Genomic DNA, 19,973 nt, shown 5'->3' with positions numbered 1-19,973 from the left:
CCCGCCCGGCATCGGGTGGTAGCGGGGTATGGCAGGGTGGGGCGCATGCGAGTGGCTGTCGTCGCGGGTCCGGATCCGGGTCACGCGTTTCCGGCGATCGCGCTGTGCCTGCGGTTTCTCCAGGCGGGCGATGATCCGGTGTTGTTCACCAGTCCGCGCTGGTTCGATGCGGCGCGCGAGGCGGGGATCGCGGTGCGGCGGTTGAAGGGTTTGGCGCCGCGCCCGCAGGACGACGACGCCGACGCGGGTGCGCGTATCCATGACCGAGCGGCTCATATCTCCACGGAGATCCTGCCCGATCTCAGTGCGATGTTGCCGGAGCTGGTGGTCTCGGATGTGCTCACCGCCGGCGGCGGGATGGCCGCGGAACGGCTGGGGGTGCCGTGGGTCGAGCTGTCGCCGCATCCGCTGTATCTGCCGTCGAAAGCGTTGCCGCCCATCGGTAGTGGGCTCGCGCCGGGTGAGGGTTTGCGTGGGCGGATGCGCGATACGGTGCTGCGCGGGTTGACGGCGCGCGCGATCACCCGCGGCGATCGGCAGCGGGGGGCGGCGCGGGCGAGCGTGGGGCTGCCGGAGCTGGATCCGGGCCCGGATGCCCGGTTGATCGCCACACTGCCCGCTCTGGAGGTCGATCGGCCAGATTGGCCGGAGGACGCGCACGTGGTGGGGCCGCTGCTGTGGGAGCCGACGTCGGAGGTGCTGGCGCCGCCACCCGGCGACCGGCCGCTGGTCGTGGTCGCGCCGTCCACGGCCCGGACCGGATTCGGTGATCTGGCCACCGGTGCGCTGGAGGCGCTCGCGGACAGCGATGTGCGCATGGCGATCTCGATGCTCGATACGCCGCCGGGGGACCTTCCGCCGTGGGCGACGGCCGGGCTGGGACGGCAGGACGAACTGTTGCGCCATGCCGCCGTGGTGGTCGGCGGCGGAGGGCACGGGTTGCTGGCCAAAACTCTGCTCGCCGGCGTGCCGATCGTGACCGTGCCCGGTGGTGGCGATCAATGGGAACTCGCCAATCGTGTGGTCCGCCAAGGAAGTTCGCTGCTGGTGCGGCCGTTCACCCCCGAATCGCTGCGTGCTGCGGTGCACACCGTCCTCGGCGACGAGTCCTACCGCGAGGCCGCTGCGGCGGCCGCGGCCACCGCCTCCGATGTCGCCGATCCGATCGACATCTGTCATCGCACGCTGGACCGGGCGCGCGCGAGCTGACCGCGCCACCGTCGGCGGTGCGTAGGCTGGGCGACCGGTACCCTCGGCACGGTGCGGTTGACTGAATTTCAGGAACTCTTGCATACCGAATTCGGCGTAGCCCGCGGCGACCTGCTGCTGGCCGATCATGTCCTGCCCTCGATGAACGGCCGTACCGGCGCCCAGGCGATCGAGGACGGCATCGACCCTCGCGAGGTCTGGCGTGCCCTGTGCGCCGAATTCGACGTACCGAAGACCCGCTGGTGACCGGTAGCGGTCGACTGCGTCACACCGGCCTTGACCTCGAGCTCGCTCGAGGTTGCAGGGTGGTCGCATGGATACCGAGATCACCGAGAACAGGATTCGGGAACTACTGGACCGGTCCGAGATAACCGGCCTCCTCGACCGCTACCTGCGTTCGCTCGACGACGGTGTGTTCGACGACCGGTGGGCGCGGACCTACTACACCGAGGACGCGACCGCGGAGATGCCGATCGGCACCGTCCACGGCCGCGACGCCGTGCTCGCGCACATCCGGCGCGGGATGGCGCTGTTCGACCGGACCGTTCATCTGGGAACCAACGCGGTGATCGAACTCGACGGCGACCGCGCCACGGCGCGCGGCGCTCAGCTCAGCACCCACGTGCTCGCCGGTGGTTCCGAGGCGGTTTTCATCTCTGCCGGCCATGCCGACACCGAATTGGTCCGGACGGCCGAGGGCTGGCGGATCCGGGCGTCGTCGCTGCGCATCACCTGGACTCAGGGCACCCCGCCGCGTCTTCCGGCGGGGCTCGGACCCCAAGGGTGAGCGCGCCTTTCCGGGAATCGGTACTGCGCGGCGCGGAATCAGCACTGCGCCGCGGCGCGGAATCGCCACTGCGCCGCGGCGGCGCCGATTCAGCCGACCGGGATCTCTGTGGCGGCGGGTTCCGCGGTCTGGGCGGTCCGGGTACGAGGACGGAACAGGGCGAAGGCGATGAGGCCGAGAACGATGCCCACCCCCGCTGCCACCGCGACGGCGGCGTCCAGTCCGGACACGAACTGCGACACCGTCATCCGGCCTTCACCCGCCGAGCTGCGGAATACCGTGCCGAGTACCGCGACCCCGAGTGCCAGGCCCAGTTGACGGGCGGTGTTCACCGCTCCGGCTGCCGTGCCGCTCTGCTGCGGGGGCACCGCGGCCATCGCGACCGCCACCAGCGGCGGTGCGAGCACGCCGATGCCTACACCGATGACCACGTAGCCGAAAAGTAGTGCACTCCAGGTCGATCCGGCATCGATCACGCCCAGCAGACCCGCGCCGATGCCGGTGATCACCAAGCCGCCGCCGATGGTCCAGCGGGGCGCCACGTCGTGCAGCCACCGCCCGAACGCGCCCGAGACCACGAACGCCGTCGCCGCCATCGGCAGCATGGACAGACCCGCGCGCAGGGGGCTGAGCTGCAACGACTGCTGCAGCCACAGGGAGATGAGGGGGCTGCTCGCGAAGGCGGCGAAATTGAAGCCCGCCGCCGCCACCAGGGTGGCCGCGAACTCCCGGTTGCGCAGCAGTGCGAGCGGGAACATCGGTGTGGCGCTGCGTGCTTCGACGAGGACGAAGCAGCCGATCGCGATCGCGCCGAGGATCAGCGTGCCGACTGCCGCGCCGTCGCCCCACCCGTCCTCCCCGCCCCGGATGATGCCGTAGGTCAGCGCGGTCGCCGCGACGGCGAAGGCGGCCATTCCGGCGAGGTCCGCGCCGCGGCCGGGGCGGCGTGGCGAGGGGCCGAAGGCGTACAGCGACAGCGCGATGGTGACGGCCGCGATCGGCAGGTTCACCAGGAAGATCCAGCGCCACGACAGCAGGTCGGTCAGCACCCCGCCGAGCACCACACCGATACCGGCGGCCGCACCCGCGACCGCACCCCAGGCGCCGAACGCGGTGCCGCGATCACGGCCGGTGTAGGTGGCGTGCAGTAGCGACAGCGTGGTCGCGAACATGGCCGCACCGCCGATGCCCTGCACGGCCCGCGCGGCCACCAGCAGGGTCGAGGACTGGGCCAGTCCGCAGGCCAGTGAGGCGGCGGCGAAGACCGCGAGGCCCGCGAGATAGGTGGGTTTGGCGCCGAACCGATCGGCGAACGAGCCCAGGACCAGCAGCAGTGCGGCCAAGCCCAGCGCATAGCCGTCGACGACCCACTGCAGGCCCGACAGTCCGGTGCCGAGATCGGCGGCGATGTCGGGGAGTGCGACGTTGACGATGGTGACGTCGATGAGCAGCATCAGCGTGCCGAGGCACGCCGCGAACAAGGGGAGCCATTTCCGCATGGCGACCTCCGGGTAGGGCGAACGATATCGACGCCAAGCGTGCGAGATGTTTGAATATCCATCCAGCTACCCGGCCGTCGATGTGAGATTCCGCCTGTGAACCCCGAAGACGAACTCGAATCCTCCGTTCTCGATCCGCTCGACAAGCAGATCGTGCACGGCTTGGTCACTGATGCCCGCATCCCGTTCGCCACCCTGGGCACGATCCTCGGTGTCTCCGAACAGACCGTGGCCCGCCGCTATCGGTCGATGCGCCAACGCGGCATCCTGCACGTCTCCGGCCAGGTCAACGCCATGCCGCTGGGGAATACGCGCTGGATGCTGCGGGTGCGGTCCACCCCGGACAAGGCGCTGCGGCTCGCCGAATCGCTGGCGCGGCTGCCCGACGTGAGCTGGGTGGCGCTGCTGTCGACCGGTTCGGAGGTCACCTGCGTGAGCCGCCCACGCTCGATCGAACAGCGAGACGCGTTGCTGCTCAACGTCCTTCCGCGAGCCAGTCAGGTCACCGGATTGATGGCCTACGAGATCATCCACCGATTCCCGCTCGCGGAGGAGTGGCCGCGCTACAGCCGGTTGCTGACCGCGGAACAGTTGCGACAGCTGGGGCCGAGGCCCGCGATGAACGATCGACGCGGGCCCGACGCGCCGATGGAGCTGTCCGCGGCCGACGAGGCGTTGCTCGCCCTGCTGGCTCGCGACGGGCGCGCCTCCTATGCCCGGCTGGCGGCCGAAACCGGCTGGAGCCCAACCCGGGTCGCGCGGCGGATGTCCGAGCTGACGGCGGCGGGCGTGCTGTACTTCGATCTCGATTTCGCCGTCGAGCGCATGGGATACGCGGTGCGGGCGTCGCTGTGGGTGCGGACGCATCCGGCCGAACTCGACGCCATCGGCCGGGCGATCGCGACCCATCCGGAGACGGCGTTCGTCGCGGCCACCACCGGGCCCACCAATCTGGTCTCCTCCATCGTCTGCCGCGACAGCTCGCACCTGTACCGCTACCTCACCGAGCGGCTGGGGGCTCTGGCCGGGATCGTCGACGTGGAGGTGACGCCGACACTGCGGATGCTGAAACAGGCGCAGGCGCTGATGCAGACCGACCGGATCGCGGTGGTGCCGACGGCGACTCGGTGATCGTGGCAGAGCGGCTCGGTGCCGCGCGTCCGGCGAGATCGCGGCCGCGCCGCCGGGGTGATCACAGCCGCAGCTCGAGGCGATCGCGGCGTGTGAGCGGCCGGATAACGCGGCGATTGCCGGGCACGGGGTGCGGCTGCGCGGTCGCTGTGCGTGTCGGCGGGCGCGTCGCTTGCCTCGAACACGTGTTCGTCTAAGCTTGCCATCAGAACTTGTCGGTGCCGCCCTCTACCGTGGGGGCCAACCACACAACGAGACTTACCCGTCAGAAGGGGAACAGACGATGGCACCACAGGCCTACGACCGTGACAAGGCGCTCGAGCTCGCTCTGGCGCAGGTCGAGAAGAGTTTCGGTAAGGGCGCGATCATGCGCCTGGGCGAGGAGGCGCATCAGCCCATCTCGGTCATTCCGACGGGTTCGATCGCGCTGGACGTGGCGCTGGGCATCGGCGGTCTGCCGCGTGGCCGCGTCGTGGAGATCTACGGTCCGGAATCTTCCGGTAAGACCACGGTCGCCCTGCACGCCATCGCCAACGCGCAGGCCAACGGCGGACTCGCGGCCTTCATCGACGCCGAGCACGCGCTGGATCCGGAATACGCCCGCAAACTCGGCGTCGACACCGACGCCCTGCTGGTGTCGCAGCCCGATACCGGTGAGCAGGCTCTGGAGATCGCCGACATGCTGGTGCGTTCCGGCGCGCTGGACATCATCGTCATCGACTCCGTCGCGGCCCTGGTGCCGCGCGCGGAAATCGAGGGCGAGATGGGCGACAGCCACGTCGGTCTGCAGGCCCGCCTGATGAGCCAGGCGCTGCGCAAGATGACCAGTGCGCTCAACAACTCCGGCACCACCGCCATCTTCATCAACCAGCTGCGCGAGAAGATCGGCGTGATGTTCGGCTCGCCCGAAACCACCACGGGTGGTAAGGCATTGAAGTTCTACGCCTCGGTGCGGCTGGACGTGCGCCGCATCGAGACGCTGAAGGACGGCAGCGACGCGGTGGGCAACCGCACCCGCGTCAAGGTCGTCAAGAACAAGGTGTCGCCGCCGTTCAAGCAGGCCGAATTCGACATCCTCTACGGTGCAGGCATCTCCAAGGAGGGCTCGATCATCGATATGGGTGTCGATCAGGGCTTCATCCGTAAGTCCGGTTCCTGGTACACCTACGAGGGCGATCAGCTCGGCCAGGGCAAGGAGAACGCCCGCAAGTTCCTGCTGGAGAACACCGACGTGCGCGACGAGATCGAGAAGAAGATCAAGGAGAAGCTCGGCATCGGTGCCGACGTCACCGCAGACGCGGGTGCCGAGGCGCCCGTCGACTTCTAACCGATGCCGCACCGGGAAGCGCCGGGGTCCACACCCCTCCCGGACCCTGGCGCCTCTCGGCTCGACGCCGTCGAACGCCTGCGGCGGCAACTGGAAGACATCGAATCCCGCTCCCGGCACACCGGCGACCCGGACGACGAGTCATGGTCGAAACCCGTTCGCCGACAGAACCGTTCGCCCCGTCGTCGCCGATTGAAGCCGGAAGCGGGGGATTCGCCCACTGGCGTATGGCGTTCCGATGACGGCCCGGTGCCCCAGCATGATTCGGTCGATGACACGGACACATCCGCACCCGTGGACCGGCCGGTATTCGAGCCCGAGCTTCCGCCCCGCATCGAGTCGGAGGTGCGCTCCGGTTCCGAGCCCGATGCTCGGCGTCGTGGTGCGCCTGAACTTCGCTCCGGCTCCGAGTCCGAGGTTCGGCGTGGTGGGCCGGAGGTGCGCTCTGGCTCCGCGCCCGATGCTCGGCGTCGTGGGCCGGAGGTTTCGTCCGGTTCCGAGCTCGACGCTCGGTGTCGTGGTGGGCTAGAGGCGCGGGACGGTTCCGGGCCTGAGGGGCGGACACAGGCGGGTGTCGAAGCCGCGATCTCCGGTCGTCCCGGTGAAGGGTCTGCGACACAGGACTCCCAGGCGCGCAATCGAATTCGCGCACTGCGGGCCGAGGTCGACGCGCTACAGCGGGGGTGGGACGAGCGTGCCGGCGGGGATCGTCGGCCCGGCCGCACCCACCGGGCGGAGGGGCAGCCGCTGGGTGGTGACAGCGGCTCGTTCAATCCGGACGACAGCCCCGTGGCGTATACGCGGTCGGACGACGGGGCGAACGACCGCGGCTTGAGAAGACGGTCACGCGGAGACGGCGCCGACGGGGGAGGGCGCCGGGGTTCGCGGCGTCGATCCGACACCGACGGCGGGAAGCGTTCCGACGCCGCGCAGTCCGCCGCGCCGAAGGCGGGGACCGAGGCACAGGCCAAGGACATCTGCCTGCGCTTGCTCACCGATCGGGCGCGCAGCCGCGCCGAACTGGCGGACAAACTGGCGGCCAAAGGGTTCGCACCCGAGGTCGCCGAACGGGCACTGAACCGCCTCGCCGAGGTCGGACTGATCGACGATGCCGCCTTCGCCGAACAGTGGGTGCATTCCCGCCACACCTTCTCCGGCAAGGGGAAAAAGGTTCTCGCGCAAGAACTTCGACGTAAAGGAGTGTCCGACGCCGATGCCGGGCCCGCACTGGCCGCCATCACTCCCGCCGACGAAAGCGCCCGCGCCGCCGAACTGGTCCGCCGCAAACTCACCACCCTGCCGCCGGACCTCCCCGCCGACAAAACGATCAACCGGCTGGTCAGCATGCTCGCCCGCCGCGGCTACAACCAGTCCATGGCCTACGCCGTCGTCAAGGACGAACTCGCCGCAGTTGCCACCGAGAGCTGTGGACCCGACGGCTCCCAGCACACAGATCACGTCGCGGGCGACGAACCCGCCGACGGCTCCCATCCCCTTGTAGTGGAACAACATTCACCAAAGGGCCGGAGCGGGGAAGGAGCCGGCTCCACCGCGACCGGCTCGGCGTCGCGGCAATCCGCACCAGCCGGCGCCGAGCACGCCGCGCAGCTGGTACGGAAAAGGCTCGCATCGCTGTCCCGTGATATCCCGCAGGACAAGGCCATGGCGCGGCTGGTCGGCATGCTCGCCCGCCGCGGTTACCCGCAGTCGATCGCGTATGCCGTGGTGAAAGACGAAATTGCCGCGACCGCGCAAACCTTTGCGCCACAGCCGAACCGGGCCGAGAAGGCCGACGTCGCCGAGGACAGCGCCGACGCGGATATGGTAGCGGCTGATTCCGACGACGAGGCGGAGCGAGCCGCGGAACTGGTACGCCGCAAACTGCGCACGATGCCGCGAAACCTGTCCGAGGACAAGGTGGTCAACCGCCTCGTCGGCATGCTGGCCCGCCAGGGATTTCGCCAGTCGACCGCCTACGCCGCCGTACGCGCCGAACTCGCGCACGGCTACCCGCCCGACTGAACCCGCAGCCCGCCCCTCGCTCGCAGTGACCGGTGTGAAGTCGCCCCCGCGCCCGAGCGGGTAATCCTGCGGCTGCCGCCCGCCCATCGACTTCCTGGCGAGCCAATGGCTCAGCACGTCGGGTCGCACGTGCCGGAACGAGCTTCACCGCGACGGTGCTCGGCGACGTCTTGCCGCGCCGATACCCGTCGATCCGAAAGACGACGGCGAGGGTCGCGGGCTTGCTCGGCAGTCGACTCCGAAAACCTTGTCGCCGTAGCCAACTGGCATCCGTCCGCGACTGTTCCGGCCCGGAGTCGCCAGGATCATGGACGGCGTCACATCGGCACCCCGGCGGGCTCCCTCACCGCGCCGGCCGTGAAGCGGCCGCTCGCCGACGATACCGGGATGCCGGTTCGCGTGCCGGGCGCGTTTTCGATCGCCGCGCAGGTCAACCACCGTAGGCCTCGATCCGGTCCCGAATTCGATTCGGCGGCACACCGCGCTCATGCCGAAAACGCCGAGGGCATTCGGCTCGACGGGTCTCCAGCACAGGTCCTATGCTGCGCTGATGACCACCGACGTGCGTGGCAACGGATGGCGACGCGTCGGTCCGGCGGCCGTCTGGGTCGGGGTGGCGGTGGCGGGGTCGTTCACCCGCCCGTTCAGCATTGCCGCGACGGTGCTGGTCGCCGGTGTCGCTGTCGTGGTCGCAGTCCGCGCTGTTCGTCTCGGGACACGGCGAATGTCGTTCACGCCGCCGGTTCGGCGCGCGGTTGTGGTGTGGTCGACCCTGCTGGCAGCCGTCCTGGCATGGGAGCTGTACGCCTGGCTGTCCCAGCCCGCACTGCTCGTGCCGGACCCTGCCCATCCGAGCCTGTCGACATTGCTCAGCCCCGCGCTGGAGGGTGGGCCGGGACGCTTCATCGGTTGGCTGATCTGGTTGGGCGCGGGATGGTGGCTGGTGCGGAAATGACTGATCGTGCACTGGTGATTACGGGGTTCGCGGTCCTGGCCGTCATCGTGACCGGTACGGCGATAGCGGCCCGTGTGGGCCGCCTGTCGTTCGCCGGCCTCGGCGACACCGTGCGCTTTCTGACCCGAACCCGAACCGCCCGCCTCGTCGCGGTGATCCTGTGGGCATGGCTCGGCTGGCATTTCCTGGCCAGGTAGCCCGCGGGAAGGCCGCCGCCGATTGGACACCCATCCCCGGCCGCCGTGAGTGGCGTGGCCCGGCGACCGGGGTGGTGCGCGTCCCAGGATCGAACATCCAGCCCTCGGGTGCGAGGGTTGCGCTCGGTGCGAGCACAACCCTGCCCGCGGAGGACGACGACGACACCGCCGCCGCGTCCAGCCTGCGCCCCCACATCCGCCGCTCGTGCCGGACTGCCGGTTACGAGGACGCGGTCCGGTTCAGCGACAGATCCACGCCCGGCGCGGCATCGGTGAGAACCGAGTTCACACCCAGCACCGTCCGTCCTCGGCGGCGCGACCGCAGCCGCTGCTCCACCCTGGTGGCGAGGAAGGTCAGCGCCCAGTTCAGGGCGATCATGATGACGGCGACCACGATCAGCGCCGGCACGGTGTTCTGTTCGGCCGCGCCCAGCTGCTGACCCTGGCGCACGATCTCCTGATAGGTGATCTGGTAGCCCAGCGCGGTGTCCTTGAGCGCCACGACCATCTGCGAGATCAGCGCCGGCAGCATCGCCGTCACCGCCTGCGGCAGCAGGATCATTCGCAGCATCTGACCTTTGCGCAATCCCAGGGCCTGCGCCGCCTCGGTCTGCCCACGCGGCAGCGACCGAATGCCCGAGCGCACGATCTCGGCGATCACCGACCCGTTGTACACGGTCAGCGCGATCACCACGGCCGCCAGCGCCAGCTGGTCGGAGGCGAACAGATTGTCCTTGGCGAACCAGTTGTAGAGGAAGATCATCAGGATCAGCACCGGGATGGCCCGGGCCACCTCGACGATCGTCCCCGCCACCCACCGCACGACGCGATGGTCGGACAGGCGCAGCAAGCCGAAGATCACGCCGATCACCATCGCGAACACGATCGCCAGCGCGGCCGCGACCACGGTGCCGCGCAAGCCGGGCAGGATATAGGTCTGCCAGACTTCCGACTCTACGAACGGCTTCCACTTCTCGGCGGTGAGCTGGCCCTTCTCGTCGAACGCCCGCCACACCAGCCAGCCGAGCACCACCAGAACCGCCAGCACCAGCACCGAATACATCGCATGCCGCCGGCGCGCCTTCGGGCCGGGGACGTCGTAGAGGACCGAGGCGTTCGCACTCATCGCTTCACCTCGAATCGCTTGGCCAGCCAGCCGAACAGCAATCCGGTGGGCAGTGTGAGAATGACGAAACCGAGGGCGAAGATCGCGCCGATGGCGAGAATATCGGCCTCGGTCTCGTTCATGGATGCCATCAGCGCCGCCGCCTCGGCCACGCCGATCGCCGAGGCGATGGTGGAATTCTTCGTCAACGCGATCAGTACGCTGCCCAGCGGCGCGATCACCGACCGAAAGGCCTGCGGCAACACCACATGTCGCAGATTCTGGCCGAAGGTCAGGCCCAGTGACCGTCCCGCCTCGGATTGCCCCAGCGGCACGGTGTTGATTCCCGCGCGCAGCGATTCACACACGAACGACGCCGTATACACACTCAAGCCGAGGACGGCGAAGCGAAAGTTGTTGGTGGGCAGGAAGTCCAGTCCCGAACTCTCACTTGCGAGCTTGATGCCGAGGGTGGTGTAGAGGCCGAGTGAACAGAACACCAGAATGAGGGTGAGCGGGGTATTGCGGAAAATGGTCACATACGCCGTCCCGATCCACCGCGCCACCGGAATCGGCGACACCCGCATCGCCGCCACCAGGGTGCCGATGATCAGCGCCCCGATCGCGGAGAACACGGTCAGTTTGATGGTCACCCAGAAGGCGTCCCACAGCTGATTGTCGTATCGGGAGATCAAGTCGAACACGGTGGACGCGCCCTCCTACTTCTCTGTGCCGGACGGGGTTCCGGCGCTGCCGGAACCCGTGCCGAATCAGTAGCGGTCGACCTGCGGCGGCGACGGGATCGGGAAGGCGTTGCCGAAGTTCTTCTCCAGCGAGGCCTTCCAGGACCCGTCGTTGATCATCGACTCGATCGCATTGTTGATCTTGTCGCGAGAGTCCTTGTCGCCCTTCTTCAGGCCGATGCCGTAGTTCTCGGTCGTGAACGGCTGTCCGACCACCTTCAACTGGCCCGGCGACTGCGCGGCGTAACCGGCCAGAATGATGTTGTCGGTGGTCACCGCGTCCACCGCCCCGGATTTCAGCGCCTCCACACACAGCGAATAGGTGTCGTATTCCTGCAGCTGCACATCGTTGGCGAAATTCTTCTGAATGTTCTGCGCCGGCGTGGATCCCTTCACCGAGCAGAGTTTCTTGCCGCCCTTCAGCGATTCCGGACCCGTGATCTCGGTGTTGTCGGCGCGTACCAGCAAGGATTGGCCCGCAACGTAATACGGCCCGGCGAAGTCGACCTTCTGCTTGCGCTGATCGGTGATCGAATAGGTGGCGACCACATAATCCACCTGCCCGTTCTGGATCAGCGTCTCGCGTTGCGCGGACGGCGCCTCCTTGAAGGTGATCTTGTCCGGGCTCACGCCGAGTTTCCCGGCGACGTAGGTCGCCACGTCCACGTCGAATCCGGAGAACGACCCGTCCCGATTGCGCAGGCCCAGACCCGGCTGATCGAATTTGATGCCGATGGTGAGTTTGCCTTCCGACGCGTGTTCGGTGGCGGTTTTATTGCTGCCGCCGCCGCATCCGCCGGCGACGACCGCGATGGCCAGCGCGCCGATGCCGAATCGCAGCGCTCGGGTGATCCTCATCGAATGCCTTCTCTCTCGTCGTGAACAGCGATCAATGGCTCAGAATTTTGCCCAGGAAATCCTTGGCTCGCTCGGAAGCGGGTGCGGTGAAGAAGGTTTCGGGCGCGGCGTCCTCGACGATCCGGCCGTCGGCCATGAACAGCACGCGGTCTCCGGCGCGGCGGGCGAATCCCATCTCGTGCGTGACCACCAGCATCGTCATGCCCTCCTTGGCCAGGGCGACCATCACCTCCAGCACCTCGTTGACCATTTCCGGATCCAGGGCGGAGGTGGGTTCGTCGAACAGCATCACCTTCGGATTCATCGCCAATGCCCGGGCGATGGCCACGCGCTGCTGCTGACCGCCCGACAGCTGCGCCGGATACTTGTCGGCCTGATCGGCGATGCCGACCCGATCGAGCAGTTCCAGCGCCCGCGCGCGGGCCTGCTTCTTGTCGATGCGGCGGACCTTGACCGGGCCGAGCATCACGTTGTCCAGAATCGTCTTGTGCGCGAACAGATTGAACGACTGGAACACCATGCCCACGTCGGCGCGCAACTTCGCCAGGGCGCGACCCTCGGCGGGTAACTCGACGCCGTCGACGGCGATGGTGCCGGAATCGATCGGCTCGAGCCGATTGACGGTGCGGCACAACGTGGATTTGCCGGACCCGGACGGGCCGAGAACGATCACCACCTGGCCGCGCGGCACTTCCAGATTCACCTCACGCAGCACATGCAGATCACCGAAGTGCTTGTCCACGTTGCGCATCGAGATCATCGGCGGAACGGTCGGCGACGCGGTGGCAGCGCCCGGGTCGGAGGTGTTCCCAGCGCTGGCAATGCCGGGTGTTGCGTCGGCAGCATCGGTCATGACAGTCGACCCTAGAGCGGTCCTGCGCGAAATGCGCACTTTTAGCGCGTGCGTCGCGCCGTCGCCGCCTGCGCTTAACCCGGTGGTGACCTGGGCGCGCGGCCGAGTGACCGGCGTCACGACGTCCCGATCGTGGCGACCGGGGTGGGCGTCCGAATTCGCACAGCGTCTACCCTGGACCCGTGAATTCGTCCATGCAGGTTGCAGCACATTCGGCTGCGGGACGCGCCCCCGGTTCGGCCACCGATCCGCAGTCGCCGCGGACCTACGAGGTGCGCACCTACGGCTGCCAGATGAACGTGCACGACTCCGAACGGTTGTCGGGCCTGCTCGAGGACGCCGGATACACCAAGGCCACGGGCGGGCAGACCGCCGATCTGGTGGTGTTCAACACCTGCGCGGTGCGCGAGAACGCCGACAACAAACTCTACGGAACGCTCGGACATCTGGCGCCGATCAAGGCCGAGCGGCCCGGTATGCAGATCGCGGTCGGCGGCTGCCTGGCGCAGAAGGACCGCGACACCGTCGTGCGCAAGGCGCCCTGGGTGGACGTCGTCTTCGGCACCCACAACATCGGCTCGTTGCCGGTGTTGCTCGAACGTGCCCGCCACAACGAGCGGGCGCAGGTCGAAATCCTGGAATCGCTGGAGGCGTTCCCGTCCACGCTGCCCGCTCGCCGCGAATCCGCCTACGCCGGTTGGGTGTCGATCTCGGTGGGGTGCAACAACACCTGCACGTTCTGCATCGTGCCCTCGCTGCGCGGCAAGGAGGTCGACCGGCGGCCCGGCGATGTGCTGGCCGAGGTGCAGGCGCTGGTGGATCAGGGCGTGCTCGAGGTGACGCTGCTCGGGCAGAACGTCAACTCCTACGGTGTGAACTTCGCCGAACCCGCACTGCCGCACGGACATCCGGCCGACTTCTCGCCCGAACACCGCGATCGCGGCGCCTTCGCGAAACTGCTGCGCGCCTGCGGCAGCATCGACGGGCTCGAGCGGGTGCGGTTCACCTCGCCGCATCCGGCGGAATTCACCGACGACGTCATCGAGGCGATGGCGCAGACCCCGAACGTATGCCCGCAGCTGCACATGCCGCTGCAATCGGGTTCGGACCGGGTGCTCAAGGCGATGCGCCGGTCCTACCGCAAGGACCGCTACCTCGGCATCATCGAGAAGGTGCGCGCCGCGATGCCGCATGCCGCGATCACCACCGACATCATCGTCGGTTTCCCCGGGGAAACCGAGGAGGATTTCCAGGAGACCCTGGATGTGGTCCGGGAAGCCCGTTTCACCAGCGCCTTCACCTTCCAGTATTCGATCCGTCCCGGCACGCCCGCGGCCACCATGGCCGATCAGGTGCCCAAGGCGGTGGTCCAGGAGCGCTACGACCGGCTGATCGAGCTGCAGGAACAGATCTCCCTGGAGGCCAATCGCGCGCTGATCGGCACCGAGGTCGAACTGCTGGTCGCCGAGGGGGCCGGCAAGAAGAACGCGGCCACCGCGCGGATGAGCGGCCGGGCGCGCGACGGCCGCCTGGTGCACTTCCGGCCCGGCGAGGCGGCGATCCGGCCCGGCGATATCGTCACCGTCGACATCACCGAGGCGGCGCCGCACCACCTCATCGCCGACGGCCCGATCCACAGCCACCGACGCACCCGCGCCGGCGACGCGCACGAACGCGGTGTGCTGCCCAAGACCGCACCGATCGGAGTGGGTTTGGGGCTGCCGCGGATCGGCGCGCCGGAACCGCTGCCGGCGGCCGCCGGTTGTGAGACGCTGCCGGCGACGGCCGGTTGTGACACCGGATGCGGGGTCTGACATGGCCGAACGCGGGAACGAGGATGCCGATCGCGATGTCACGCCGGAGCGCTCCGGCGACGCCTCGCCCGCGCCGCAGCAGCCGGCGGACGAGCCGAACGACGCGACCGAGCCGAATGAGGAGAGCATGAACCCCGCCGAGTCGAAGGTCTTCGAACAGTTCCGCGGCGACCTCGAGGCCGTCGAACGCAAGATCGCCGGCGAGATCGACCCCGGGACGCGCGCCATGGTGGTCGCGATCGCGGTCTTCGTGCTGCTGCTGTCGCTGATCCTGCCGCACGCCGGCGCCGCCCGGGGCCTCGACGTGCTGGCCTTCGACACCCACGCGCAGGACGAGCACATCGGGCTGCCGTCGCGGGTCTTCGAATGGTTCGTGGTGATCTTCGGAATCGGATTCTCGTCGCTCGCGCTGGTCACCCGCCGCTGGGCGCTGGCGTGGGTGGCGGTCGCCGGATCCGCGGTGGGCAGTGTGTTCGGAGTTCTCTCGATCTGGCACCGCCAGACCCCCGGCCTCGGCAACTACCACGGCGCGGGACCCGGCATCGGACTGATCCTGGCCACGATCGCGATCGTCGTGCTGACCTTCCACTGGTTACGCGTGGTGTGGAGCCGCACCGCGCTCCAGCTCGAGGCCGAGGAGCGCCGGCGTATCGCGGCCGCCGAAAAGGAAGAGCAGGACCGTCGCCGGCTGTTCGGCGACGACGACAAATAGCTCGCCGGCCGTCAGCGCTGCAGCGCCACCACGGGGATGGTGCGCTCGGTCTTCTTCGCGTGCTCGGCGAAGAACGGGTACAACGCGGTGAGCTCGGTCCACGCCCGGTCGTAGTCGGGGCCCCGCAACGGTAGGGCGGTGGCCGGATAGGTCTCCCGGTCGACCTCGACCGTCACCGCCGGATCGGCGACGAGATTCAGATACCAGTCCGGATGCTGCGGGGCGCCCACGTTCGAGGCGACGACGAGCAGCCGGTCGCCGTCGGGATGGAACATCATCGGCGTGGTGTGGGGCGTCCCGGACCGGCGGCCGGTGGTGGTGAGCAGCACCAGACGCTCCCGGTGCATCCCCTCGATCGGGCCCCCGGCCCGGAACTGCTCGATGACGCCTCGATTGATCTCGCGGACATCCATGGTCGGCTCCTCGTCCGGATCGCTGCGGGCAGATGCGGCTCACACCGGCCGGTCGGCGGCGAACTCGACACCGCCGACCGGCGACGAACGTCTCAGCGCCGGCTGACCGCGCCCTCCGCCGCATCGGCCCATTCACGCCATTGCTTGGCCTGTTCGAGCGCCTTCTCGGCATCGCGCGGGCGGCCCGCGGCCTCGGCCTTGGCTGCCTGCTCCTCGAACTGGGCGACCCGCTCACGGAACTGCGCCGCGCGCGCCATCGCTTCGGGATCGGTGCGCCGCCACTGGGCGTCCACCGCCTCGCGCACCCGCTTCTCCAGCGACCGCAGTTTGCCCTCGAGTTCGTGCATGCGCTCGCGCGGCACCTTGCCGATCGCGTCCCACCGCTCCTGCAGTTCGCGCAGGGCCGCGCGGGCGGAATCCAGTGTCGCGGAGTCGGGTTCGATGTGCTCGGGGATGCGGTCCTCGTAGTGGTGCAGCAGCTCCTCCTTGGCCGCCGCGTTCTGCCCGAATTCGGCATCGCGTTCGGAGGCGGCGGCATTGCGGGCGGCGAAGAACACGTCCTGGGCGCTCTTGAAACGCCGCCACAGCTGTTCGTCGGCCTCGCGGGGGGCGCGCCCGGCCGCCTTCCATTCGGTCAGCAGATCGCGGAAGACCGCGGCCGTGCCCACCCAGTCGGTGGAATCGGACAGCTCCTCGGCGCGCGCGCACAGCTCCTCTTTGCGAGCCTTCGCCGCGGCGCGTTCGCGATCGAGTTCGGCGAAGTGCGCGCCCCGGCGGCGGTTGAACGCCTCGCGCGCCTTGGAGAAGCGACGCCACAGCGCATCGTCGACCTTGCGGTCCACCCCGCGGATGGACTTCCACTCCTCGAGGATTTCGCGCAGCCGGTCACCGGCCGCCTTCCACTGGGTGGATTCGGCGGCGATCTGCTCGGCCTCCGCGCACAGCGCCTCCTTGCGCTCGGTGTGCTCGTGCCGGGTGCGTTCCTTCTCCTCCTTGGCGTGGGCGGCCGCCTCGTCGGAATGTTCGATGATCGCCTGCAGGCGCTGCGCCAGACCGTCCACATCGCCGATCACGGCCGCGGTGGGCAGGGAGTCGGCGAGCGCGACGGCCGCGGCCTTGGTCTTGCGGGCGTCCGTGCCGGCCGCGAGGCGAGCCTCGAGCAGCGCGACCTCGGTGGCCAGATCGTCGAAGCGACGCCCGAAATGCGCGAGCCCCTCGGCGGCGTCACCGGCCTGCCACGAGCCGACGACGCGTTCGCCGCCGGCGGTCTTGACCCAGGCGGTGCCGTCGTCGTCGACCCGGCCCCATTCGCTGGGATCGCTGACGGTAGGCACGACCACCGGATGCGGATGCTCATGCGCGGGGCCGGGGATGGGAGCCGGTTTGACGTGATGCGTTGCCGCGGGTTTCGCCGCCGGTTCGGTTCGCTGCGCCGCGGGGGGTTTGGGTGCCCCCGGCTTGGGTACTCCGGGGCGTGGCGCCGCGCCGGGTTTCGGGGCGGCATCGGCCGGAGTCGGACGCTTCGCGGCGGGATTGCTGGACTGCTGCGCCGCGCCGGTTTCCGGATGCACTGCCTTCTCGGTTCCGCTGTTGTCGGTCATCGCTCCTCATCCCTGCCGCGCGTCACGGCTGCCTGGTTACGCCCTAGCAGATCCCATTCAACCAGCCAATAGACAGAATTGCCCTCTCTTGCGAACGGTGGCGTGCAGCGAGTGACGGTTGAGAGTGGTGGGAACACGCTCACCCGCGGTGAGCGACGGCCTCGGCTGCCGTTTCCCGGCGGCCGCTACCGTTGACGGGTGTTTCGTGTCGCCGCGTTGATTCCCTCGCCGCTCGTGCTGATTCCCGAACTGGGCGGTGCGACGCCGCTGACCGACTCCACCCATCCGGCCGCGCAGGTGCCGCAGCTGCGCGAGGCCGTGCTGACGGCCGGGCGGATGCTGGCCCGGCAGGCCCGGCACTGGACCATTGTCGGCGCGGGGACCGAGCCGGCGACCGGTGTGGGTAGTGTGCGGGGCTTCGGCGCGGACGTCCGGGTCACCTTGTCGGCGGCCGGACCCGGCGGTGAGCCGCGACTCGACTGGCCGACCGCACTGCTGGTGGGCGCTTGGCTGCGCGGCCGGATCGCGGCCGAGGACGGCGAGGACATCGAGGCGCGGGCGCTGCCGGTCGATCCCGACGCCGAGCCGGCGCGCTGCGTGGAACTGGGATCCCGGCTGCGCGGTGAGCTGGACACCGACCCGCATCCGCACGGCGTGCTGGTCGTCGCCGACGGCGCCGCCACCCTGTCCACCACCTCACCCGGATATCTCGATCCCCGGGCCGAGGGCGAACAACGGCGGATCGACGACGCCCTCGACGCCGGTGACCGCGCGGCACTCGGTGCGCTGGACACCCGGCTGTGCGCCGAACTCGAGGTGGCCGGCCGTCCCGGCTTTCAGGTGCTGGCCGGTCTGTTCGGCATCGACACCGCCGATCCGAAGGTCGAAACCCTGTATCGCGCAGCGCCTTTCGGTGTCGGATATCACGCGTCGGTCTGGTATCCGGCGGGGGCGCGATGAGGGCGCCCATCGCCGTCATCGGCCCGACCGCGACCGGAAAGTCCGATCTGGCATTGGAATTGGCGACTCGCCTGGACGGCGAGATCGTCAACATCGACGCCATGCAGCTGTATCGCGGTATGGATATCGGCACCGCCAAATTGCCGCCGCAGCAGCGCCGTGGCATCCCGCACCACCAGCTCGACGTGCTGGAGGTGACCGAAACGGCCACCGTCGCCGCCTATCAGGCCGCGGCCTCCGCCGATGTCGAGGACATCCTCGCCCGCGGGCGGGTGCCGGTCATCGTGGGCGGTTCGATGATGTACGTGCAGGCGCTGCTCGACGAGTGGGAGTTCCCGGCCACCGACATCCGCGTTCGCGAGAAGTGGGAGGGGGTCCTCGAACGCGAGGGTGTCGCGGCCGTCCACGCCGCCTTGCGGGCCGCCGATCCCGTTGCGGCGCAGATCATTCTGCCGACCGACGGCCGGCGGATCGTGCGGGCGCTCGAGGTCGTCGAACTCACCGGCCGCCCGTTCGCCGCCTCCCAGCCGCAACGCGGTACGCCGCGTTGGAACACCACGATCATCGGCGTCGACCGGGAGACCGCCGAACTCGACGCGCGCATCGAGACTCGCACCGCGACCATGTTCGCGCAGGGGCTCGTCGACGAGGTGCGAGAACTGATCGGCCGCGGCCTGCGTTCGGGCCTGACCGCCCGCCGCGCCATCGGATACGCACAAGTCCTGGCTCATCTCGACAACGAATACGACCTGAGTCATGCGCGTGAGCGCACGCTGATCGGCACCCGCCGCTACGTGCGCCGGCAACGCTCGTGGTTCCGCCGCGACCCGCGTGTGCACTGGGTCGACGGCGCCGATCCGCGGCTCGCGGATTCGGTACTGGCCCATGTGCTCGACGAACAGGAATCGATTCGGCAGTGACCCGCCCATCGACCACCCGCAACGCCTCCGTCGGGGAGTGGCGCGCCTATCTCGGCAACCGTGCCCGGCGCCGGACCGACGGCCGCTTTCTCGTGCACGGCCGGGAATCGATCACCGCGGCGGTGGCGAACGGGTGGCCGCTGGAAGCGGTGCTGTACCGCCTCGGCGCACCGCTGCCGCCGTGGGCGCGCGAGGTGCTCGACAACGACGCGGTGCGGGCGATCGGACTGGTCGGCGACGCCCTCGACGAACTCGCCGAACCCGATACCGGCACACCGGAACTGGTGGCCCTGGCGCACACTCGCGGCCGGGACCCGTCGCACGTTCGTCTCGATCCGGCACATCCGGTGGTCGTGGTCGATCGTCCGTCCTCCGCGCTGCGGCTGGGCAGCGTGCTGCGCACCGCGCAGGCCTTCGGTGCCGCCGCGGTGGTGATCAGCGGATCGGGCGCGGACGAATACGACCCGCGGTGTGTCCGCGCCTCGGCCGGGGCGCTGTTCGCGGTGCCGGTGGTGCGGGTGTCCGGGCCGGCGGCCGTCGCCGAATTGCGGGCGGGCGCGAAAGTCCCGGCCCGGGTGGTCGGTGTCGGGACCGAACCCGGTGACCGGCCGGTCGACGAGCACACCTTCGCGGATGCGACGATCATGGTGTTCGCCGACGACGGCGAGCTGGATGCGCGGTGGCGCGACGCATGCGACGAGATGGTGCGAATTCCGGCGGGTGCGATGCCGGTCACCCCCTGCGCCGTCTCGGTCGTGCTGTACGAAATATCCCGGCAGCGCCGGGTGTCGGTAACGAGGGTGAACGCCGGCGCGGTCGGCGAATAGTGCGGGACGGGTGGAGGATCGACGTCGATGAGCGAGCAGC

General features: G+C 69.1%; 20 protein-coding genes and 1 pseudogene. 14 read left to right on the top strand and 7 right to left on the bottom strand.

Going from position 1 to position 19,973, the window contains the following annotated elements; genetic code table 11:
- Positions 1–45: 45 nt before the first annotated feature.
- The 3 genes from IRT45_RS24035 to IRT45_RS24025 all read left to right on the top strand — a co-directional run bounded on the left by IRT45_RS24035 (position 46) and on the right by IRT45_RS24025 (position 1,996).
- Positions 46–1,209 (top strand): glycosyltransferase, encoded by a 1,164-nt coding sequence (locus IRT45_RS24035; protein ID WP_194808159.1) that lies wholly within the window; start codon positions 46–48, stop codon positions 1,207–1,209.
- A 51-nt stretch (positions 1,210–1,260) separates the two neighbouring features.
- Complete coding sequence (locus tag IRT45_RS24030; protein ID WP_194808158.1) at positions 1,261–1,455, top strand: DUF3046 domain-containing protein; 195 nt, start codon at positions 1,261–1,263, stop codon at positions 1,453–1,455.
- Positions 1,456–1,522: 67 nt separating this feature from the next.
- Entirely contained in the window at positions 1,523–1,996 is a 474-nt protein-coding gene (locus IRT45_RS24025) for a nuclear transport factor 2 family protein (protein ID WP_194808157.1), read from the top strand.
- Positions 1,997–2,085: 89 nt separating this feature from the next.
- Here IRT45_RS24025 and IRT45_RS24020 read toward each other — a convergent pair whose 3' ends face one another.
- Positions 2,086–3,495 (bottom strand): MFS transporter, encoded by a 1,410-nt coding sequence (locus IRT45_RS24020; RefSeq protein ID WP_194808156.1) that lies wholly within the window; start codon positions 3,493–3,495, stop codon positions 2,086–2,088.
- 96 nt (positions 3,496–3,591) lie between these two features.
- On the opposite strand from IRT45_RS24020, the gene IRT45_RS37835 reads away from it, so the two are divergent.
- The 6 genes and pseudogenes from IRT45_RS37835 (at position 3,592) to IRT45_RS23995 (ending at position 9,127) form a co-directional block, all read left to right on the top strand.
- Positions 3,592–4,626, top strand: coding sequence for an Lrp/AsnC family transcriptional regulator (locus IRT45_RS37835; protein ID WP_309241129.1), 1,035 nt, complete (start codon positions 3,592–3,594; stop codon positions 4,624–4,626).
- A gap of 283 nt (positions 4,627–4,909) precedes the next feature.
- On the top strand, positions 4,910–5,953 hold the full coding sequence (gene recA, locus IRT45_RS24010) for a recombinase RecA (protein WP_025351561.1): 1,044 nt from the start codon (positions 4,910–4,912) through the stop codon (positions 5,951–5,953).
- A gap of 831 nt (positions 5,954–6,784) precedes the next feature.
- Positions 6,785–7,378 (top strand): annotated as a pseudogene (recX, locus tag IRT45_RS38080) (recombination regulator RecX); the annotation flags it as partial.
- 237 nt (positions 7,379–7,615) lie between these two features.
- A complete protein-coding gene (locus IRT45_RS38075; RefSeq protein WP_375540148.1) occupies positions 7,616–7,975 on the top strand; it encodes a hypothetical protein in 360 nt (119 codons plus the stop codon).
- 550 nt (positions 7,976–8,525) lie between these two features.
- Positions 8,526–8,930: a hypothetical protein gene (locus IRT45_RS24000; RefSeq protein WP_194808155.1), complete on the top strand. Its 405-nt coding sequence runs from the start codon at positions 8,526–8,528 to the stop codon at positions 8,928–8,930.
- Positions 8,927–9,127 (top strand): DUF6186 family protein, encoded by a 201-nt coding sequence (locus IRT45_RS23995; protein ID WP_194808154.1) that lies wholly within the window; start codon positions 8,927–8,929, stop codon positions 9,125–9,127. Before IRT45_RS24000 ends, IRT45_RS23995 begins: the two co-directional genes overlap by 4 nt.
- Before the next feature lie 220 nt (positions 9,128–9,347).
- Here IRT45_RS23995 and IRT45_RS23990 read toward each other — a convergent pair whose 3' ends face one another.
- The 4 genes from IRT45_RS23990 to IRT45_RS23975 all read right to left on the bottom strand — a co-directional run bounded on the left by IRT45_RS23990 (position 9,348) and on the right by IRT45_RS23975 (position 12,593).
- Positions 9,348–10,253 carry an amino acid ABC transporter permease gene (locus IRT45_RS23990; RefSeq protein ID WP_194808153.1) on the bottom strand — a complete coding sequence of 302 codons (906 nt, stop codon included), beginning with the start codon at positions 10,251–10,253 and terminating at the stop codon, positions 9,348–9,350.
- Entirely contained in the window at positions 10,250–10,936 is a 687-nt protein-coding gene (locus IRT45_RS23985; protein WP_094024387.1) for an amino acid ABC transporter permease, read from the bottom strand. The genes IRT45_RS23990 and IRT45_RS23985 overlap by 4 nt, the downstream gene beginning before the upstream one ends.
- Positions 10,937–11,002: 66 nt before the next feature.
- Positions 11,003–11,833, bottom strand: coding sequence for a glutamate ABC transporter substrate-binding protein (locus tag IRT45_RS23980; protein WP_194808152.1), 831 nt, complete (start codon positions 11,831–11,833; stop codon positions 11,003–11,005).
- A gap of 31 nt (positions 11,834–11,864) precedes the next feature.
- On the bottom strand, positions 11,865–12,593 hold the full coding sequence (locus IRT45_RS23975) for an amino acid ABC transporter ATP-binding protein (RefSeq protein ID WP_194808197.1): 729 nt from the start codon (positions 12,591–12,593) through the stop codon (positions 11,865–11,867).
- Positions 12,594–12,880: 287 nt separating this feature from the next.
- On the opposite strand from IRT45_RS23975, the gene miaB reads away from it, so the two are divergent.
- Positions 12,881–14,500: a tRNA (N6-isopentenyl adenosine(37)-C2)-methylthiotransferase MiaB gene (gene miaB / locus IRT45_RS23970; RefSeq protein ID WP_194808196.1), complete on the top strand. Its 1,620-nt coding sequence runs from the start codon at positions 12,881–12,883 to the stop codon at positions 14,498–14,500.
- A gap of 127 nt (positions 14,501–14,627) precedes the next feature.
- Positions 14,628–15,212: a hypothetical protein gene (locus IRT45_RS23965; protein WP_194808195.1), complete on the top strand. Its 585-nt coding sequence runs from the start codon at positions 14,628–14,630 to the stop codon at positions 15,210–15,212.
- A gap of 11 nt (positions 15,213–15,223) precedes the next feature.
- Here the strand turns inward: IRT45_RS23965 and IRT45_RS23960 are convergent, their stop codons facing one another.
- Together IRT45_RS23960 and IRT45_RS23955 are read right to left on the bottom strand one after the other, a co-directional pair.
- Positions 15,224–15,625: a nitroreductase/quinone reductase family protein gene (locus IRT45_RS23960; RefSeq protein ID WP_194808151.1), complete on the bottom strand. Its 402-nt coding sequence runs from the start codon at positions 15,623–15,625 to the stop codon at positions 15,224–15,226.
- 92 nt (positions 15,626–15,717) lie between these two features.
- On the bottom strand, positions 15,718–17,226 hold the full coding sequence (locus tag IRT45_RS23955) for a DUF349 domain-containing protein (protein ID WP_194808150.1): 1,509 nt from the start codon (positions 17,224–17,226) through the stop codon (positions 15,718–15,720).
- A 198-nt stretch (positions 17,227–17,424) separates the two neighbouring features.
- On the opposite strand from IRT45_RS23955, the gene IRT45_RS23950 reads away from it, so the two are divergent.
- Genes IRT45_RS23950 through IRT45_RS37830 form a run of 3 tightly spaced genes read left to right on the top strand, consistent with a single transcriptional unit; the run spans position 17,425 to position 19,933 of the window.
- Positions 17,425–18,186 carry a hypothetical protein gene (locus IRT45_RS23950; RefSeq protein ID WP_194808149.1) on the top strand — a complete coding sequence of 254 codons (762 nt, stop codon included), beginning with the start codon at positions 17,425–17,427 and terminating at the stop codon, positions 18,184–18,186.
- Positions 18,183–19,106 (top strand): tRNA (adenosine(37)-N6)-dimethylallyltransferase MiaA, encoded by a 924-nt coding sequence (gene miaA / locus IRT45_RS23945; RefSeq protein ID WP_194808148.1) that lies wholly within the window; start codon positions 18,183–18,185, stop codon positions 19,104–19,106. The genes IRT45_RS23950 and miaA overlap by 4 nt, the downstream gene beginning before the upstream one ends.
- A complete protein-coding gene (locus IRT45_RS37830; RefSeq protein ID WP_194808147.1) occupies positions 19,103–19,933 on the top strand; it encodes an RNA methyltransferase in 831 nt (276 codons plus the stop codon). The genes miaA and IRT45_RS37830 overlap by 4 nt, the downstream gene beginning before the upstream one ends.
- The last annotated feature ends 40 nt before the right edge of the window (positions 19,934–19,973 follow it).

Source organism: Nocardia sp. BSTN01 (assembly GCF_015354405.1).
Classification (GTDB): domain Bacteria; phylum Actinomycetota; class Actinomycetes; order Mycobacteriales; family Mycobacteriaceae; genus Nocardia.
Note: the sequence above shows the minus strand (reverse complement) of the source record. Positions and strands in the feature narration are given on the sequence as shown.

Coding starts and splice junctions, on each gene's coding strand:
- IRT45_RS24035 (WP_194808159.1), top strand. CDS start 46: ATGCGAGTGGCTGTCGTCGCGGGTCCGGATCCGGGTCACGCGTTTCCG.
- IRT45_RS24025 (WP_194808157.1), top strand. CDS start 1,523: ATGGATACCGAGATCACCGAGAACAGGATTCGGGAACTACTGGACCGG.
- IRT45_RS24020 (WP_194808156.1), bottom strand. CDS start 3,495: ATGCGGAAATGGCTCCCCTTGTTCGCGGCGTGCCTCGGCACGCTGATG.
- recA (WP_025351561.1), top strand. CDS start 4,910: ATGGCACCACAGGCCTACGACCGTGACAAGGCGCTCGAGCTCGCTCTG.
- IRT45_RS38075 (WP_375540148.1), top strand. CDS start 7,616: ATGGCGCGGCTGGTCGGCATGCTCGCCCGCCGCGGTTACCCGCAGTCG.
- IRT45_RS24000 (WP_194808155.1), top strand. CDS start 8,526: ATGACCACCGACGTGCGTGGCAACGGATGGCGACGCGTCGGTCCGGCG.
- IRT45_RS23995 (WP_194808154.1), top strand. CDS start 8,927: ATGACTGATCGTGCACTGGTGATTACGGGGTTCGCGGTCCTGGCCGTC.
- IRT45_RS23990 (WP_194808153.1), bottom strand. CDS start 10,253: ATGAGTGCGAACGCCTCGGTCCTCTACGACGTCCCCGGCCCGAAGGCG.
- IRT45_RS23980 (WP_194808152.1), bottom strand. CDS start 11,833: ATGAGGATCACCCGAGCGCTGCGATTCGGCATCGGCGCGCTGGCCATC.
- IRT45_RS23975 (WP_194808197.1), bottom strand. CDS start 12,593: ATGATCTCGATGCGCAACGTGGACAAGCACTTCGGTGATCTGCATGTG.
- miaB (WP_194808196.1), top strand. CDS start 12,881: ATGCAGGTTGCAGCACATTCGGCTGCGGGACGCGCCCCCGGTTCGGCC.
- IRT45_RS23965 (WP_194808195.1), top strand. CDS start 14,628: ATGAACCCCGCCGAGTCGAAGGTCTTCGAACAGTTCCGCGGCGACCTC.
- IRT45_RS23960 (WP_194808151.1), bottom strand. CDS start 15,625: ATGGATGTCCGCGAGATCAATCGAGGCGTCATCGAGCAGTTCCGGGCC.
- IRT45_RS23955 (WP_194808150.1), bottom strand. CDS start 17,226: ATGACCGACAACAGCGGAACCGAGAAGGCAGTGCATCCGGAAACCGGC.
- miaA (WP_194808148.1), top strand. CDS start 18,183: ATGAGGGCGCCCATCGCCGTCATCGGCCCGACCGCGACCGGAAAGTCC.